The organism is Bacteroides sp. Marseille-P8574 (assembly GCF_902825465.1).
GTDB lineage: Bacteria > Bacteroidota > Bacteroidia > Bacteroidales > Bacteroidaceae > Bacteroides > Bacteroides uniformis.
Genome location: NZ_CADEBE010000001.1, coordinates 2,670,569 through 2,688,287 on the forward strand (window position 1 = coordinate 2,670,569; position 17,719 = coordinate 2,688,287).

Consider the following 17,719-nt stretch of genomic DNA (forward strand, 5'->3'; position numbering starts at 1 on the left):
TTATGAAGCTTCTCCTTTTCTTCTTTCTCCTCCTTTTGCCGGTTTCTCCGCTCTTTGCCCAGTCCAACAAGCTGATTAAGGAACTGGAAAGCAAGCGTGGTGCCTTGCAGAAACAGATAGTAGAGTCGGAGACGCTGTTGATAACCACCAAGAAGGATGTGGGAAGCCAGTTGAAAGGTCTTGCTGCACTGACCGGACAGATAGAAGAACGCAGACGTTATATTCTGACTATCAATAATGATGTGGAATCCATAGAGCGCGAGTTGTCTTCATTGGGACGTCAGTTGACTCGCTTGCAACGTGACCTAAAGGACAAGAAGAAGAAATATGAATCGTCCGTCCAATATTTGTATAAGAACCGTTCCATTGAAGAGAAGCTGATGTTCATTTTCTCTGCCAAGAGCCTGACACAGACCTATCGACGCATGCGTTATGTACGCGAATATGCCACTTATCAGCGCCTGCAAGGCGAGGAGGTGTTGAAAAAGCAGGAACAGCTGAACCGTAAGAAGGCTGAGCTTCAGCAAGTGAAGGCTGCCAAGGAAGGATTGCTGAAAGAACGTGAAGAGGAGAAAGTCAAGCTGGAAGCGCAGGAGAAGGAACAGAAGTTGTTGGTGGCCAATCTGAAAAAGAAACAGCGGGGATTGCAGAACGAACTGAATAAGAAACGCCGTGAAGCCAATCAGCTCAATGCACGCATTGACCGCCTGATAGCGGAAGAGATAGAGAAAGCGCGTAAACGTGCGGCAGAAGAAGCGCGCCGTGAGGCAGCCGCACGTAAAAAGGCTGGTGAGAAAACTGCGACTGCCTCTACGTCCGCAAAGCCAAAGGCACAGCCTTTGGATACTTACTCCATGAGTAAGGCAGACCGTGAATTATCCGGGAATTTTGCTAATAATCGCGGTAAGCTGCCGATGCCCATCACTGGAGCGTATATCATTACCAGCCATTACGGCCAGTATTCTGTAGAAGGTTTGCGCAATGTCAAGCTGGACAATAAAGGCATCGATATACAAGGGAAACCGGGTGCCCAAGCCCGCGCCATCTTCAATGGTAAAGTGGCGGCTGTCTTTAAACTGAACGGACTGTTCAATATCCTTGTCCGTCACGGGAATTATATATCCGTCTATTGCAACTTGTCATCGGCCTCGGTGAAGCAGGGCGATGATGTTACCACCAAACAGACCCTCGGACAAATCTTCTCGGATGGGGCCGACAATGGTCGTACGGTGCTACATTTCCAATTGAGGAAAGAGAAGGAAAAACTGAATCCGGAGCCGTGGCTGAACAGATAATGATAATTTAAATTTTCACTCCTTCCAGCAACTCCAAATACATTCCTATCGCCTCCTCTATCTCCTTGACAAAGATAAATTCATCGGCAGTGTGTGAACGGGCACTTTTCCCTGGTCCCATCTTTAGAGAAGGGAACGGCATCAGTGCCTGGTCGGACAAGGTCGGTGAGCCGAAAGGAGTACGTTTCATGGTAATAGCCTTTTGCACTACCGGATGCTCCGGAGCTACGTGTGAAGAGCTTAGCCGGAAGGAGCGGGCTTTGGCTTCACACGTGATGTGTTTCTGTATTTCATCGAATAGCTCCTGATTGCTATAACACTCGTTGCTGCGAATGTCTACGACAAAAGTACAACGGTCGGGAATGACGTTATGCTGTGTACCGGCGTTTACCATGGTTACGCTCATTTTCACGGGACCCAACAGGGAAGATTCTTTTGGAAAACGGTAATCACGAAACCAGGCAATATCATCCAATACCTTATATATAGCATTATCTCCCTCGTTTCGGGCAGCATGTCCCGATTTTCCGGTAGCAGTTACGTCCAGCACCATCAATCCTTTTTCTGCAATGGCAGGTTGCATCTCTGTCGGCTCGCCTACAATGGCAAACTGTATGGGAGGGAGTTCCGGCAATACGCATTCTATTCCCCCCTTGCCTGATACTTCTTCCTCACACGAGGCAAGATATATCAGATTGTAGGCCTGAGTGGTGCGGCACAATGTCAGGAATACTTGCAGCAGGCTGACTACACTGGCTCCGGCATCGTTGCTGCCCAGCCCGTAGAGCTTTCCATTACTTTCCAGCGTTGGTTTGAAAGGATCTTTCCGCCACCCGTTGACGGGTTTTACGGTGTCGATATGGGAATTCAGCAGCAAGGTCGGTTTCTTTAGGTCGAACATCGGGCTGAGGCACCATACATTGTTGCCTTTACGTCCTGTTGCCATGCCTTGCATTTCGATATAGTTCTGCAGATAATCCGCCGCTTTCTCCTCGTCGCGGCTCAAGGAAGGAATGGCTATCAGTGATTTGAGCAATCCGATTGCTTCGGAAGTTAAAGTCGGTATATCGTAAATCATATTCGGTAAATAAATAATCCTGCTGCAAACTTACGAATAAAAAACGGAAAGGAGTACCCATATTGAATAATTACCCGCTAATATCGGATTAGTTTCAAATGAAACCACTACCTTTGTACCGTATTTACCAATATCAAAAGTTATGACTTATCATCATTTGTCTGTTCTGGTGCACCGCCAGGCAGAGAAGTATGGAGACAAAATAGCCCTGAAATACAGAGACTATGAAACTGCACAATGGATACCCATCTCTTGGAAAGAGTTCTCACAGACTGTACGCCGGACTGCCAATGCAATGGTGGCTTTGGGAATAGAGCCGCAAGAGAATATCGGTATCTTCTCGCAGAATAAACCCGAATGTCTCTTTACTGATTTCGGTGCATTCGCCAACCGGGCGGTGACTATACCTTTGTATGCTACCAGCTCACCGGCTCAGGCACAGTATATCATCAACGATGCACAGATACGTTATCTGTTTGTAGGCGAGCAGTTCCAGTACGATGCCGCTTTCAGTGTGTTCGGATTTTGCCAGTCTCTGCAGCAGCTCATCATCTTCGACCGTGCTGTGGTGAAAGATCCGCGCGACATGACTTCCATCTATTTTGATGAATTTATGGCAATGGATGAAGAGTTGCAGCACAATGCCATTGTAGAAGAACGTACAGCAGCTGCCTCAGATGATGACCTCGCCAATATCCTTTATACTTCCGGTACTACCGGTGAGCCGAAAGGTGTCATGCTCCATCATTTCAATTATAGAGAGGCTTTCCGCATTCATGATATCCGATTGCCTTTCATAACAGACCAGGATGTTTCCATGAACTTCCTTCCGCTGACCCATGTATTCGAAAAGGCATGGACCTACCTTTGTATACACCGGGGGGTGCAGGTCTGCATCAATCTCCGTCCACAAGATATACAGACTACTATTAAAGAGATACGTCCTACACTGATGTGCAGTGTACCCCGTTTTTGGGAGAAAGTCTATGCCGGTGTGCAGGAGAAGATTTCCCAGGAAACCGGTCTGCGTAAGGCGATGATGTTGGATGCCATCAAGGTGGGCAGGACGCATAACATTGATTATGTGCGTCAAGGAAAGACTCCTCCGATGATGCTTCATCTGAAATACAAGTTCTACGAAAAGACCATTTATGCTCTGCTGAAGAAGACGATAGGTATTGAGAACGGTAATTTCTTCCCTACGGCAGGTGCTGCTGTGCCCGATGAAATCTGCGAGTTTGTGCATTCTGTAGGTATAAACATGGTGGTGGGCTATGGTCTGACGGAATCTACGGCTACCGTTTCCTGCTTCCTCAACGAAGGCTATGAGATTGGTTCCGTAGGTACGGTGATGCCTGATGTGGAGGTGAAGATTGGCGAGAATAACGAGATACTTCTTCGTGGTAAGACTATCACTACCGGATACTACAAGAAACCGGAGGCAACGGCTGCTGCCATCGACCGTGACGGTTGGTTCCACACGGGTGATGCCGGTTATTTGAAGGATAGTCATCTGTATCTGACGGAGCGTATCAAAGACTTGTTCAAGACCTCTAACGGAAAATACATTTCGCCGCAGGCATTAGAAACGAAGCTGGCTATTGACCGTTACATTGACCAGATTGCTGTCATTGCCGATGAGCGTAAGTTTGTTTCCGCTTTGATAGTTCCCGTTTATGGCTTTGTGAAGGATTATGCCAAGGAGAAAGACATTGCATACGGCAATATGGATGAGTTACTGCAACATCCCAAGATACAGGCGTTGTTCCGTGCCCGTATCGATACCTTGCAGCAGCAATTTGCCCATTATGAGCAAGTGAAGCGTTTCACACTTCTGCCGGAACCATTCAGCATGGAGCGTGGGGAACTGACGAATACGCTGAAGCTGAAACGTTCTGTTGTGGCAAAGAACTACAAGGAGCTGATTGATAAGATGTACGAAGAATAAAACTTTGTTTTTTTGTTTATAACCGTCCGACCTGGGGTGAATCTTTTTCATTCCGGGCCGGACGGTCTGTTTTTTATCTCCTTCTTCTGAACAGAAAGAAACTACCCCCTGCACTGCGAGAAACTAATCATCTGTATACTGCTGACTGGCAGTTTTTATGCTTCTTATTATTCTTACAACAGCTGTTATAAGAAAAGAATACAGCTGTTGTAAGAAACTAACATGACTGTGATAAGAATAATGAGATGCGAGAAAATAGTTAGTTTGTCGCAATGGAGAGGTTAATTTGCCGCGGTGCCGGGGGGGATTCTCTTGTAGATAATGAAAGCCTCACTCTTAGGCGAGGGAGAGAAGGGTGATGCCGTAATCTGCTTAAAACCATGCAATAAAGCACCGGTTCTGCCAGCAGCTTTTCTTCATTAACTTTTATTAGCAAATAAATCGTCCTTTTCCGATAGGGTTGCGGTTGTGCCCCCGGTTTTATATACGAGAGCTTGAAAGAAATCTGCAGAATAAAGACATTTGGATAAGCTTAAATATTAACCGTAACATACTAATAGCCTATGAAGCATACAAAGAAGAAGAAATGAGAGGAACAGTCAATCAGACTGGCCGATCGGGATAACAGATTTCCGAGAATCTGTTTATTAACTTAACACATATTTAATCTAATATTTATTTTCCGAAAAACAGCTTATGAAAAAAAGACTTATGCTAACCTTGGTTTGCCTGATGGCGGCCATTAGCTGGGTAGCAGCCCAAAATTCCCCCATTACCGGTATCGTTATTTCAGCTGAAGACAATGAACCGATTATCGGAGCTTCCGTATTGGTAAAAGGAAGTACTACCGGAGCCGTAACAGATTTAGACGGCAAATTCACTATTACAGATGCACCCGCAGGTGCCACGACACTGCAAGTGTCTTTCGTAGGTATGATAACACAAGAAGTTCCCATCACTCCGGGAACGATAAGAGTCACATTAAAGAATGATGCCAAGCTACTGGATGAAGTGGTGGTAACGGCATTGGGTATTGCAAAGAAAGAAAAATCACTGACTTACTCTACTCAAGTGGTGAACGGCGACGAATTGGTTCGTGCCAAGGACCCCAACATGATGAATGCGCTGGCCGGTAAGACGGCAGGTGTGCAAATCAACAAGAGTTCTTCCGGTCTGGGTGGTTCTTCCAAGGTCATCATCCGTGGTAACCGTTCTGTAAGCGGTAATAATCAGCCTCTTTACGTGATAGACGGGGTGCCGTTCGGTTCCTCCACTAACGAAAATACTTCAACTACCATTGGTGGTGATAATGACAGTGGTAACTACGACCGTGGCGACGGTATCTCCAATTTGAATCCCGATGATATTGAGAGTATGAATATCTTGAAAGGTCCTGCGGCAGCCGCTTTGTATGGTAGCTCGGCTGCCAACGGTGTGGTAATCATCAATACCAAAAGAGGTAAAGAAGGTCGTGCCAGCATTTCTTTCAATACCAATACCACTTTTGATATGGCTGCCTATGGTATTCCCGAATTCCAGAATCATTATACCGGCCAAACGACCAGCTGGGGCGGTAAGATAAACGGTAGTCCCGACTATACTGACGATTTCTTCAAGACGGGTGTTACCACTATTAACTCTCTTTCTTTAAGTATGGGTTCAAAGGCTATGCAGACTTATTTCTCCTATGCCAATACTTACGGCAAGGGTGTGGTAGAAGGCAACCGTTTGGTGAAACATAACTTTAATTTCCGCGAAACAGCAAATTTCTTCAATAATAAGTTGACGGTCGATGCCAACGTCAATGCCATGTATCAGAAAGGAAACAACCGTACCACTTCAGGAGGTTATTATATGAATCCTTTGGTCGGTTTGTACCACTTCCCGCGTGGTGGTGTAGAGGGTGGTAAAGATTTTAACTACTACAAGGATAACTATCAAGTGTTGAATACCGGACGTAATATTATGGATCAAAACTGGTATAAGACTTCCGGAACCGATATGGAGCAAAATCCTTATTGGCTTATCAACAAAGTGCCTAATGAAGATACGAGGTACCGTACTTTGATAAACCTGAGTGTGAAATACCAGATTAACGATTATTTCAGTATCCAGGCTCGTGGTAGCGCCGACTATATAGTGGATAAAGACAATACCCGTATGTATGCAGGTACCAGCCCTATCCTCTGCGGTATGAATGCTGCTGGAACCGGAACCAATGGCCGTTACAGCTATAATGAGCAAAGTGAACTTTCTACTTATGGAGATGTCCTCTTTACGTATCAACAACAGTTCGAGAATTTCAGCTTTAATGCATCAGTCGGTGGCAGTATCAATGATTATAATGGCAATGGAACCGGTTTCGATTCCTATCCGGGTACACTCTCCATTCCCAATGTATTTACGATGCAGAATGTGACTCTCAATGCAGGCTCTTTGAGTGATTGGAGAAAACATACACAAAGCCAGAGCGTGTTCTTTACCGGTCAGATTGGTTTAAAAGACCAGCTTTTCCTTGACGTGACGGCACGTAATGACTGGACTTCTACCTTGGCCTATACCAAGTATAAGAACAAGGGCTTTTTCTATCCGTCAGTAGGTCTTACCTGGTTGCTCAACGAAACTTTGAAGTTGCCTTCCTGGATTAGTCTTGGGAAAATCCGTGGTGCATGGTCACAAGTAGGTAACGGTTTGGATACCTATCTCTCCAATCCACTTAATACGATTACAAAGAACGGCAGTATCAGCTTTAATACAACTTCTCCTTTTGATGAGTTGAAACCTGAAAAGACGACTTCTCTGGAATTTGGAACCGAATGGCGCTTCTTTGACAGCCGCTTGGAGTTTGATTTTACTTACTACAAGACGAATACAAAGAACCAGCTCTTCACCTTGCCCGCTCCTTCCGGTTCAGAGTATAATACCTATTATGTAAATGCAGGTGACATTCAGAACAGTGGTATAGAAATTATGATGAACGCCACTCCGGTGATGACCAATAGTTTCCGTTGGAAAACCGGCGTCAACTTTGCCACCAACAAGAACGAAGCCAAAGCATTGGCCGGTGAAGCATTGGGATATTTCCAATTCAGTGGCGGTGAGAGTAATAATGTATGGAGCCGTCTGGAAGTAGGTGGTTCGTTCGGCGACTTCTACGGAACAACTTTTGAACGTGATGATAACGGTAAAATCAAGTTTGGCGATGACGGTCTGCCATTGGTGAACAAATCCGATCCTAAAAAGCTGGGTAACTCAAATCCTGATTTCAATTTAGGATGGAGCAATACGCTTACCTGGAAAGACTTCTCGTTGTATTTCCTTATTGACGGACGCTTTGGTGGTAAAGTGATGTCACTGACAGAAGCCGACCTTGACCAGCAAGGTGTGAGCAAGGCTACCGGTGATGCACGTGACCGTGGATATGTGATGCTCGAAGGGCATAAGATATCCGGAGAGCAGGCTATACAAGATTTTTATAATCTGGTGGGCGGACGTGCCGGTGTGACAGAGTACTATACTTACAGTGCCACTAATATTCGTTTGCGCGAACTTTCCATAGGATACAATCTGCCCCAGGCATGGCTGACTAAGATTGGTGTTATCAAGAGTGCACAAATTTCGCTGGTGGGCCGTAACTTGTTCTTCTTCAAGAACAATGCTCCTTATGATCCCGATGGTATGCTGTCTACCAGCAACCGTTTGCAGGGTGTCGATGTGTTTGGTATGCCTACCAACCGTTCGATAGGTTTCAACTTGAAGGTTAACTTTTAAATAGACTTATAATTATGAAGAATATATTGAAATATACGGCAACTGCGTTGCTGGCAGCTTCCATGTTTACCGCATGTACCGGTGCATTCGATGACTTGAATACCAACCCGAAAGGAGTAAGTGACGAAGAATTGAAGCAGGACAACAACTATATAGGCATGCATTTTATTCCGATGATGCAGTCCATCTATTATAATAATGGCGGTGGTACTAATCCGTGGGAATATCAGCTGATACAGAATCTGAATGCGGATATGTGGTCGGGCTATGTAAGTACGGCTACTGCCTTTGCAGGTAATGTAAATAACATTACTTATGCGATGAATGCCGGATGGAATGATAACTGCTGGGATTATGCTTATAATCATGTGATGTCCCAGAGTCTTAAAATTACGCGCAAATGTGAGAAAGACATGGAGACATATTCCCATTTCGCAGCCATCAATACCATTTGTCGTGTGATAGCCATGTCTCGTTTGGCCGATCAATACGGGTGTATTATCTATACTCATTATGGTGAATCGGCTACAGGTGGTACTTATGATTCCGGGCAGGATGTTTACAAGAAGTTCTTTGAAGAACTGAGGGAGGCTGCTGATGAACTGCGTGCAGTGAAGGACAAAGATGTGGCTTCGTTCGCTCCGTTTGACTATGCTTATGGGGGTGACCTCAATAAATGGGCCAAATTGTGTAATACTATCCGTTTGCGTCTGGCCATGCGTATCGTGAAATACGACGCTGCATGGGCAAAGAGCGAGGCTGAGGCTGCCATGAATGATAGTAATGGGCTGATTGAAACCAATGATGCGAATTTTGGTATTGCTGGAAACGGTTATGTGAACCCGCTTTACGGCCTGGCCTTCAGCTATGGCGACTGTGTGCTCAATGCCAATATTCCCTCTCTGCTGGGAGGGATGAATGATGCCCGTTTGGAAAAGTATGCCACAACAAATGCTGACGGTGATTTCTTCGGTATCCGTAATGGTGTGAAAGGTTTGGAAGAGGGCAAGAACTCGGATAATTACAAGGCGATTGTGAGCAAACCTAATCTGGTTGCAACGTCTCCGGCTATTTTGGCTACTGCCGGTGAAACGATTCTTCTGGAAGCTGAAGCTGCCCTGCGTGGTTGGAATGTGAATGGTAAAGGTACTGCTAAGGATTTGTACGAGAAGGGAGTGAAGGCTTCGTTTGAACAATGGGGAGCTGCTGTAGGCGATTATTTGAGTGGCACTACTACTGCTGCTGCTTATGTGGATCCTATTATTCCGGCAGCCAGTATCGAAGGTCAAAGCAAGGTGACCGCTCAATGGGATGAGTCTTTGAGCAACGAGGAGAAATTTGCCAAGATTGCTACACAGCGCTGGATTGCTGTCTATCCCGAAGGTATGAACGGTTGGGCCGAGTTGCGTCGTACCGGTTATCCTAAACTATTCCCAGTGATGGTAAATTACAGCCAGGGTGAAATTGATACTGACCTTGGACCACGTCGTTTGCCTTTCACCATTAATGAAAAGGACAATAATCCTACCGGTTATGCCAAAGCTGTCGAAATGCTTGGTGGTCCTGATAATGCGGCAACCCGTGTATTCTGGGATGTGAACAAATCGAATTTCTGATATCCTTACTGAGTAAAAGGTATGCCGGAGACAACTTCGGCATACCTCCTTAATCTCTTGAAAGGGAATCATTTTATTTTGATAGATTTCAAATATCTTCAGATAGAGTTTAAACCTCTGTCTGACTATTCTTGCTTAATATTGTAGCTTGATTTATGTTAGCTGAAAAGAACAAGTTTCGTGCGAAAAATTGAATTAAACTTATTTACTGTATATGAGGAATATCATTAAACCTCTCTGCTTGTTGACCGGTCTGCTTTGTACCCCGGCTGTTTGGCTTCATGCCCAAGTAGATGAAAAGTTGAAAGCCGACATCGTCAGTACGGGTTACGTGCACAGTCCGTTGCCGCTCGACGAGACAAAGGCTTTCGAGACATTCGGCTTGAAAAAGAAAGTGTTGGAAACTATGATGCTGTGTGATATGGAGGATTTCTCCAAATGGTCGCACAAGGGCATCGGTAAGATTGGTTTGACTGATGAACGGAGCAAGTCTGGCAAGCATAGCCTGCGTCTGGAAGCTCCTGCCCATCCGGAGAAGATTCTCGGCTGGGGGTTGGGACGTGGCACTTGCATGGCCTCTTATGATATAGGAGGTGTGAACTGGGAAGGTTACAACCGTCTGAAGTTCTATATCTATCCCACGTGCGAAGGGGCACGCAGCATTTACCTGAACCTCTATGTGGAAAATGACGGAGAAATAAAAGTACCCGACATTTACGGTCGGGAAGGATACCACGAAATCAACTTGAAAAACAACCAATGGAACGAATGTTTCGTCGAGATGTCCGGGCTGGCGCGCGACAAGGTGACCAAGATTTCATTTGCTATCGAAGTGTTCGGCAAGGAACGCACTATGGGAGATTCCCTCCGTTTCGATGTGGATGCCGTGGAATTGCAGAAAGTGGAGAATCCGGAAACCGTGAAAGGCTGGATGCCCGCACAAAACCGCATCATCTTCTCTACTACTGGTTATGGCATAGAGAGTCCCAAGAGCGCCATTGTCAATGTGGAAAAGCACGGCGGACAGTTCCAGTTGAAGGATGCCGCGACGCAGGCCATTGTCTATACCGGCCCCATCCGTAAGGAAAAGACCGGTCTGGGAGAGTTCGAGACGATAGACTTTTCCGACTTCAAGACGCAGGGACGTTACGTCATTCAGGTAGGGGATGTCACCACCTTGCCTTTCTATATCCATAAGGATGTGTGGGAGGATTCTGCCTGGCGGATGGTCAACTTCCTGTTTTGCGAACGTTGCGGTTATCCCGTTCCCGGAAAGCACGGGGCTTGTCATAATGACTTGCATGCCACTTACAACGGACATATTATTCCTATAAACGGAGGATGGCACGATGCTGCCGACATGTCCCAACAGACCTTACAGACGGGAGAAATAGCCTATTCCTTGCTCTTGATGGCCGAACGCGCCAAAGAAAAAGGCAATGTCGACTTGTACAACCGCCTGATGGAAGAGGCTTTGTGGGGAATGGACTATGTGATGAAGACCCGGCTGGGCGATGGTTACCGTGCACAGACGTGGGGTACCAATCTATGGACTGACGGTGAGGTAGGTACCGACGACGATGCCGGCCGCCGTGAACTGCTTGTCCATAACGGAGCTTTGGAAAACTTCCTGCTTGCAGGAATTGAAGCGTATGCCTCCATGATGGTTGAGAAGGATGAAGCCCTCAGGAGCAATCTGAAAAAGATTGCAAAGGAAGACTTCGGTTATGCTATGAAACGCTTTAATGAGTTGGGCTTTGCCGAACTGATAAAGAAGGGTGGGGGACATGCCGCCATGGCATCCGAAAGCCAGTATCACGCCAATATTTCATGGGCAGCCAGCATGCTCTACAAGCTGACCGGCGAACAGCAGTATGCCGATGAGGCCGTGAAGGCTATCCGCTACACCTTGCAGTGCCAGCGCACCGAACCGCTGAAAGACAAAGACAAGACCTGCGGCTTCTTCTACCGTGATTTGGCCAGGAAGTCCATTGTACACTATACCCACCAGTCCCGCGACTATGCCTATATGGAAGCCCTTGCCGCCCTTTGCGAGACACAGTCCGGTCATGCCGAGTATGAGCAGTGGATTCGTGCCATGAAACTCTATGGCGGTTATCTGAAGAATATCATGAAGTATGTATATCCTTATGGAATGGTGCCCAGTGGCATCTATCACAAAGATGAAGTGAAGGATTCCGCCAACTTCTACGCCGTTCAGGTAGGGATTCGCAGCGGTGCCGATAAGGATTTCGAGGAACAACTCGAAAACGGTATTCGTCTGGATAAAGAGCATTATTTGCGCATATTTCCCGTCTGGTTCTCGTTTAAGGGAAATATTGCCGTACATTTGTCTACCGGTAAAGCTGCCGCTATCTGTGCCAGGGTACTGAAGGACAAGGAACTGAAAGACATTGCCGAACAGCAGCTCTTCTGGGTTGTAGGCAGGAATCCTTTCGGACAGTCCATGATTTATGGGGAAGGCAGCAACTATCCGCAGCTCTACACGGCATTGCCCGGAGAAACGGTAGGAGAGATACCCGTAGGTATGCAGTCCTATTTCAATGAGGACACGCCCTATTGGCCACAGTTCAATACGGCTACTTATAAAGAGGTGTGGGGCTCTTCGGCAGCCAGATGGCTGATGTTGGTTTCTGAATTCTAAAGCAAGATGATATGAGTGACAAGACTGTTTATTCACGGCGCAACCTGGCCATCGACATGCTGAGGGCATTGACCATGTTCATCATGATTTTCGTCAATGACTTCTGGAAAGTGCATGACGTACCCCATTGGCTGGAACATGCCGTCTATGGTGAGGATTTTATGGGACTGGCGGATATTGTATTCCCCTGCTTTTTGTTTGCAGTGGGAATGTCCATACCTTACGCCATTGAGCGCAGATATGCCAAGGGCTTCTCGGCAGAGTCCACCTTGGGGCATATCCTTTCCCGCACCTTTGCCTTGCTGGTGATGGGTGCGTTTATAACGAACTCGGAGTTCCGGCTTTCACCGGAAGCTCCCTATCCGATAGGAGTATACTGGTTCCTGATGGCCATAGGCTTTATCGGTGTGTGGAACCAATATCCGAAACCGGCTTCCGGCACTCAGAAGAACCTTTTCCGTGCTTTTAAAATAATCGGAGTATTGGTTCTCCTTTACCTTGCCTTCACGTTCCGCAATCCGCAGGGAGGTGCATTCGGTGCCTATTGGGGAATATTGGGCTCCATCGGCTGGACCTATCTGGTATGTGCCGTAATCTATATCTTCAGCCGTGACCGGTTGCAGTATCTGCTGCCTGCCTGGGGTGCCTTTATCCTGATATGCCTGCTGGGTACGCCTTTGCGCGAGGGCTTTGGCGGTGAGGCTATCCTTGCCTTTCCCGAACGCAACTTCTATCAGGGCATGTTGTCCATTCTGCATATCGGCAACGGGGCTTTGCCCGCATTTACAATGGGAGGTGTCATCCTTTCCATTCTCAGCGCCCGCTATGCCGGCAAGGGTGACGGCTGGAAACTCTGCAATGGGCTGACGGTTGCCGTTCTGCTTCTGCTGGTCGGAATTGGGACACACCATTTCTGGATTGTGGCCAAGATGGGTGGCACTCCTCCCTGGGTGTTCTATGTGACTGCCATTTCCGTGGGGCTCTACACACTGCTCGGCTATCTGGTCAGCCATCAGGTCACAGGTTGGTTCAACCTGATACGCCCTGCCGGAACGGCTACGCTGACCACTTATCTGGTACCTTATGTCTTCTATGGCTTTGCTGATGTGACCGGTGTTGTCCTGCCGGACTGGTTCACACATGGATTCATGGGGCTGGTCAACTGCCTTTGTTTTGCCTTTGTGGTAATCGGCGTTACCTGGGTGATGGAAAAACTGCATGTTAAACTTAAAATTTAGATAGAATGAAAAAGAGCTTTTTACCTGCATTCTTGCTGCTGTTCCTTGCGCTGGGCATGTTCTCGTGCCAGCAGGGAGCTAAGGAAACAACCAAGGAATATCCCATGTTCTGGACGTGGCTGGACTATCGTCCCGGCATGAACTTCGACTCCATCTGCCAAGTGATGAACGACATCGGCATGGATGGAATTATGCTGAATGCGCCGACTCCCGACGATTACCGGGCTGCCATACCGGTTGCCCATAAACACGGAATCGAAGTGTATGCCTGGTTATGGACCATGAATCTGGAACACGACCGTGACAAGATATTGAAGGAGCATCCCGAATGGTTCAGCGTGAATCGTAACGGCAAGAGCCTGGCAGACACTACCGCCTATGTAGGCTATTACAAGTTTCTCTGCCCGGCATTGCCCGAAGTCCGCGAGTTCATCAAGGAAAAAATCAAGGCCTACTGCGAAGTGGAAGGCTTGAATGGCATTGCCATCGACTATCATCGTTTTGTGGATGTGGTGCTTCCCACCACCTTGTGGCCCCATTATGGCATTGTGCAGGACCGTGAATACGCTGCGTGGGATTACGGTTACCATCCGGAAATGCTCAGGTTGTTCAAGGAGCAGTACGGTTATGACCCCCGCGAGCAGGAAGACCCTTCCCTCGATGTGAAGTGGCGCCAGTTTCGTTGCGACCAGATAACCGAAGTGGCCAATATGATTGCCGAAGTGGTGCATTCCTACGGCAAGACAATGGCTGCCTCCCCGTTCCCCACCCCGAAGATGGCTTCACGCATGGTGCGTCAGGACTGGGGCAAATGGAATCTCGACATCGTGTTCCCGATGGTTTACCATACCTTCTATACGGGTGATGCCAGCTTCATTTCCGACTGTACGGTTGAGAATGTACGCGACAAGAACGATATGACTACACTGTACTGCGGCATGACCGCCACCGACGGCCCGATGATGTTCGAATGCATGGATGCCGCTCTCAACAACGGCGCCCAGGGAATTGCCGTATTTACCATTCATGGACTGCGTTCTCCGGAGGTGAAGAGGCAGTTCAAGGCTTATACGGACAGTGTCAGAGCCGTGCGTGCCGCCAATGGCGGGGTGATAAAGGCTACCCATCCCGAAGTGGCGGATCCCGACCCCTTCAAGCATGAAGGCATTATGAAGCTGATGCAGGAACGCATGCAGCAAATCATAGCCAAGGCTGCCGGCAAGGAAGAGCCGGCTCCGCTGGCATTGGGCGAGTACAAGGAGGTGGATTCCTATGACGCGACACGCTGCTACCAAGTGGTGGATGAGAATAGCAAGACTACTTTTGACGTGACATTCTATCTTTACGGCGACGTTGTTTCCGGTTGGGATGTAGCAGTAGCAGACAAGGCTTCTACTAATAAGAAATGAAAGGACGTTTTATGATAGTGAGAGATTACGGGAGCAAACTCCTTCTGCTCTTGGTGTTTTCAATGGTAGGCATGGTTTGTTGCAATGCCCAGAGTGGAAAGAGCTTGTGTGTAAAGAAAGTAATGTGTACGGCTTCACCGGAAGGTGAGGCTGTGCCGTCCTTGCTGGACGAGAACGGGATAGAGTTTCAGCCCCTTGATGTGGTCAACTGGAAAGATTATCCCTACAAGCCGGAAGTGAGTTTCCGCATAGCCCATACGGGGCGCGAAATCCTGCTCCACTACAAAGTGAAGGAAGCCAGTGTGCGTGCAGTGGCCTCCGGAGACAATGGCCGGGTATGGGAAGATGCTTGTGTGGAATTCTTCGTATCTCCCGAAGGTGACGACCGCTATTACAATTTCGAATGTAACTGCGCCGGCAGGCTGCTGATTCAGGGAGGTGCAATCAATGAGCGCCGTCCTACGGCGAGTCAGGAAGTGCTGGGCATGGTGAAACGTTGGAGCTCGTTGGGCGGCGAACCTTTCGAGGAACGTTTGGGCGAGTGCAGCTGGGAACTGGCCATGGTTATTCCCGTTTCCGCTTTCTTCCAGCATTCCGTCGGTTCTCTGGACGGAAAAACAATGAAAGGGAATTTCTACAAGTGTGGTGACAAACTCCAGACTCCCCACTTCCTTTCTTGGAGTCCTATCGGGCTGGAACGCCCCATGTTCCACTGTCCGGCCTTTTTCGGCACCTTGTCTTTTGAATAAATCTTTAGGGTGTTTTGGTGGAATCATTTGCCGTTAGCATTACTTATTGGATTGACAATTGCGGAATTATGTGTTTTTTTATACCTTTGCACTTCCTAAATTGTAAATGCATATATGATTACCGCAGAACAACTGAAAGATATCAAAGAACGTACCGAGGCGTTGAACCGCTATCTGGACATTGAAGGAAAGAAGATACAGGTGGAAGAAGAGCAGCTCCGCACCCAGGCTCCCGGTTTCTGGGATGACCAGAAGGCTGCCGAGGCTCAGATGAAGAAAGTGAAAGGCTTGCAGCAATGGATTTCTGGCTACAATGAGGTAAAGACCTTGACTGACGAGGTACAACTGGCTTTCGACTTTTACAAAGACGAACTGGTGACTGAAGAGGAAGTGGACGATGCCTATGCCAAGGCAATCACTGCTGTCGAGGCCCTCGAACTCAAGAATATGCTTCGCGAGGAAGCCGATCAGATGGACTGTGTGCTGAAAATTAACTCTGGTGCCGGTGGTACGGAGAGCCAGGACTGGGCAAGCATGCTGATGCGTATGTATCTGCGCTATGCCGAGACTCACGGCTATAAGGCCACCATCGCCAACCTGCAGGAAGGAGACGAGGCAGGTATCAAGACTTGTACCATCGAGATTTCCGGCGATTATGCCTACGGTTATCTGAAAGGTGAGAACGGTGTGCACCGCCTGGTGCGTGTTTCGCCCTACAATGCCCAGGGCAAGCGTATGACTTCTTTTGCATCCGTGTTTGTCACTCCCTTGGTAGATGATACCATCGAGGTGAATATCGAACCTGCCCGCATGTCATGGGATACCTTCCGAAGTGGTGGTGCCGGTGGACAGAACGTCAATAAGGTAGAGTCCGGTGTTCGTCTGCGCTATCAGTATAAGGACCCATATACGGGCGAAGAGGAAGAAATCCTGATTGAAAATACCGAGACACGAGACCAGCCCAAGAACCGCGAGAACGCTCTCCGCCTTCTTCGTTCCATGCTCTATGATAAGGAACTCCAGCACCGCATGGCCGAGCAGGCAAAGGTGGAAGCCGGTAAGAAGAAAATCGAATGGGGTAGCCAGATTCGTAGCTACGTCTTCGACGACCGCCGCGTGAAAGACCACCGTACCAATTTCCAGACCAGCGACGTGAACGGTGTGATGGACGGAAAGATAGACGGCTTCATCAAAGCTTACCTGATGGAGTTTGCAGGAAGTGGCGAATAAATTTTCTCCCTTTCATTTGCATTCTTCCCGAATTTCTTCTTACTTTGTTCATCGTTGAACTTTAAACTATAAAACACACCATGGGAAAAAGTAAGAAGAAAGCAATGCACAGCCAGAAGGAAGAGCAACAAGCCAAGAAAGTGATGATGACGATGGGAGTAATAGCCATTGTATTGGTCATCGCCATGTTTGTGGCTTACTCTTACTGGGGCTGATAAAATCACTGGAAACGACATGCCGCAGGAGATAGAACGGAAATTCCTCGTGACGGGAGAATACAAGCCACAAGCGTATGCACACAGCCGTATCGTACAAGGATACATCAGTAGTGCGCGTGGACGGACGGTACGGGTGCGCATCCGTGATGAGCGGGGATTTCTCACCATCAAGGGTGCATCCAATGAATCGGGAACCAGCCGCTACGAGTGGGAAAAGGAAATCCCACTGTGCGAAGCGCGGGAACTGCTGAAATTGTGCGAACCGGGTATCATCGACAAGACCCGTTACCTTGTGCGTAGCGGACAGCATACTTTTGAGGTGGACGAGTTCTATGGCGAGAACGAAGGGCTGACTGTGGCTGAGGTGGAACTCTCCTCGGAAGACGAGCCTTTCGTGAAACCTGCATTCATCGGACGGGAGGTGACGGGAGACATCCGCTACTATAACTCGCAGCTGATGAAACACCCTTTCACCACGTGGTAGCAAACCAATTGTATGCCG

General features: G+C 47.8%; 12 protein-coding genes. 11 read left to right on the top strand and 1 reads right to left on the bottom strand.

Features of this window, described 5'->3' with window-relative positions; translation table 11 throughout:
- Nucleotides 1-2: 2 nt before the first annotated feature.
- Nucleotides 3-1,295, top strand: coding sequence for a murein hydrolase activator EnvC (locus HUX74_RS11415; protein ID WP_174646656.1), 1,293 nt, complete (start codon nucleotides 3-5; stop codon nucleotides 1,293-1,295).
- 7 nt (nucleotides 1,296-1,302) lie between these two features.
- Here HUX74_RS11415 and HUX74_RS11420 read toward each other — a convergent pair whose 3' ends face one another.
- A complete protein-coding gene (locus HUX74_RS11420) occupies nucleotides 1,303-2,373 on the bottom strand; it encodes a M20 family metallo-hydrolase (protein ID WP_117588744.1) in 1,071 nt (356 codons plus the stop codon).
- Between the two features lie 142 nt (nucleotides 2,374-2,515).
- Between HUX74_RS11420 and HUX74_RS11425 the strand changes: the two genes are divergently transcribed.
- The 10 genes from HUX74_RS11425 (at nucleotide 2,516) to HUX74_RS11465 (ending at nucleotide 17,701) form a co-directional block, all read left to right on the top strand.
- Nucleotides 2,516-4,321 (top strand): long-chain fatty acid--CoA ligase, encoded by a 1,806-nt coding sequence (locus HUX74_RS11425; protein ID WP_117964720.1) that lies wholly within the window; start codon nucleotides 2,516-2,518, stop codon nucleotides 4,319-4,321.
- A gap of 696 nt (nucleotides 4,322-5,017) precedes the next feature.
- Nucleotides 5,018-8,092: a SusC/RagA family TonB-linked outer membrane protein gene (locus HUX74_RS11430; protein ID WP_117703849.1), complete on the top strand. Its 3,075-nt coding sequence runs from the start codon at nucleotides 5,018-5,020 to the stop codon at nucleotides 8,090-8,092.
- Between the two features lie 14 nt (nucleotides 8,093-8,106).
- Entirely contained in the window at nucleotides 8,107-9,708 is a 1,602-nt protein-coding gene (locus HUX74_RS11435; RefSeq protein WP_016272451.1) for a SusD/RagB family nutrient-binding outer membrane lipoprotein, read from the top strand.
- A gap of 214 nt (nucleotides 9,709-9,922) precedes the next feature.
- Nucleotides 9,923-12,373, top strand: coding sequence for a glycoside hydrolase family 9 protein (locus HUX74_RS11440; RefSeq protein ID WP_138344660.1), 2,451 nt, complete (start codon nucleotides 9,923-9,925; stop codon nucleotides 12,371-12,373).
- Nucleotides 12,374-12,384: 11 nt separating this feature from the next.
- Entirely contained in the window at nucleotides 12,385-13,611 is a 1,227-nt protein-coding gene (locus HUX74_RS11445) for a DUF5009 domain-containing protein (protein ID WP_117964726.1), read from the top strand.
- A 5-nt stretch (nucleotides 13,612-13,616) separates the two neighbouring features.
- On the top strand, nucleotides 13,617-15,020 hold the full coding sequence (locus HUX74_RS11450; protein ID WP_005830352.1) for a family 10 glycosylhydrolase: 1,404 nt from the start codon (nucleotides 13,617-13,619) through the stop codon (nucleotides 15,018-15,020).
- Nucleotides 15,017-15,769, top strand: a complete 753-nt coding sequence (locus HUX74_RS11455) for a carbohydrate-binding family 9-like protein (protein WP_117964728.1) — start codon at nucleotides 15,017-15,019, stop codon at nucleotides 15,767-15,769. The genes HUX74_RS11450 and HUX74_RS11455 overlap by 4 nt, the downstream gene beginning before the upstream one ends.
- 114 nt (nucleotides 15,770-15,883) lie before the next feature.
- Entirely contained in the window at nucleotides 15,884-16,999 is a 1,116-nt protein-coding gene (prfB, locus tag HUX74_RS11460; RefSeq protein WP_005830350.1) for a peptide chain release factor 2, read from the top strand.
- A gap of 80 nt (nucleotides 17,000-17,079) precedes the next feature.
- Nucleotides 17,080-17,214 carry a hypothetical protein gene (locus HUX74_RS20915; protein ID WP_005830349.1) on the top strand — a complete coding sequence of 45 codons (135 nt, stop codon included), beginning with the start codon at nucleotides 17,080-17,082 and terminating at the stop codon, nucleotides 17,212-17,214.
- Nucleotides 17,215-17,233: 19 nt separating this feature from the next.
- On the top strand, nucleotides 17,234-17,701 hold the full coding sequence (locus tag HUX74_RS11465; RefSeq protein WP_117964730.1) for a CYTH domain-containing protein: 468 nt from the start codon (nucleotides 17,234-17,236) through the stop codon (nucleotides 17,699-17,701).
- The last annotated feature ends 18 nt before the right edge of the window (nucleotides 17,702-17,719 follow it).

Coding starts and splice junctions, on each gene's coding strand:
- HUX74_RS11415 (WP_174646656.1), top strand. CDS start 3: ATGAAGCTTCTCCTTTTCTTCTTTCTCCTCCTTTTGCCGGTTTCTCCG.
- HUX74_RS11420 (WP_117588744.1), bottom strand. CDS start 2,373: ATGATTTACGATATACCGACTTTAACTTCCGAAGCAATCGGATTGCTC.
- HUX74_RS11425 (WP_117964720.1), top strand. CDS start 2,516: ATGACTTATCATCATTTGTCTGTTCTGGTGCACCGCCAGGCAGAGAAG.
- HUX74_RS11430 (WP_117703849.1), top strand. CDS start 5,018: ATGAAAAAAAGACTTATGCTAACCTTGGTTTGCCTGATGGCGGCCATT.
- HUX74_RS11435 (WP_016272451.1), top strand. CDS start 8,107: ATGAAGAATATATTGAAATATACGGCAACTGCGTTGCTGGCAGCTTCC.
- HUX74_RS11440 (WP_138344660.1), top strand. CDS start 9,923: ATGAGGAATATCATTAAACCTCTCTGCTTGTTGACCGGTCTGCTTTGT.
- HUX74_RS11445 (WP_117964726.1), top strand. CDS start 12,385: ATGAGTGACAAGACTGTTTATTCACGGCGCAACCTGGCCATCGACATG.
- HUX74_RS11450 (WP_005830352.1), top strand. CDS start 13,617: ATGAAAAAGAGCTTTTTACCTGCATTCTTGCTGCTGTTCCTTGCGCTG.
- HUX74_RS11455 (WP_117964728.1), top strand. CDS start 15,017: ATGAAAGGACGTTTTATGATAGTGAGAGATTACGGGAGCAAACTCCTT.
- prfB (WP_005830350.1), top strand. CDS start 15,884: ATGATTACCGCAGAACAACTGAAAGATATCAAAGAACGTACCGAGGCG.
- HUX74_RS20915 (WP_005830349.1), top strand. CDS start 17,080: ATGGGAAAAAGTAAGAAGAAAGCAATGCACAGCCAGAAGGAAGAGCAA.
- HUX74_RS11465 (WP_117964730.1), top strand. CDS start 17,234: ATGCCGCAGGAGATAGAACGGAAATTCCTCGTGACGGGAGAATACAAG.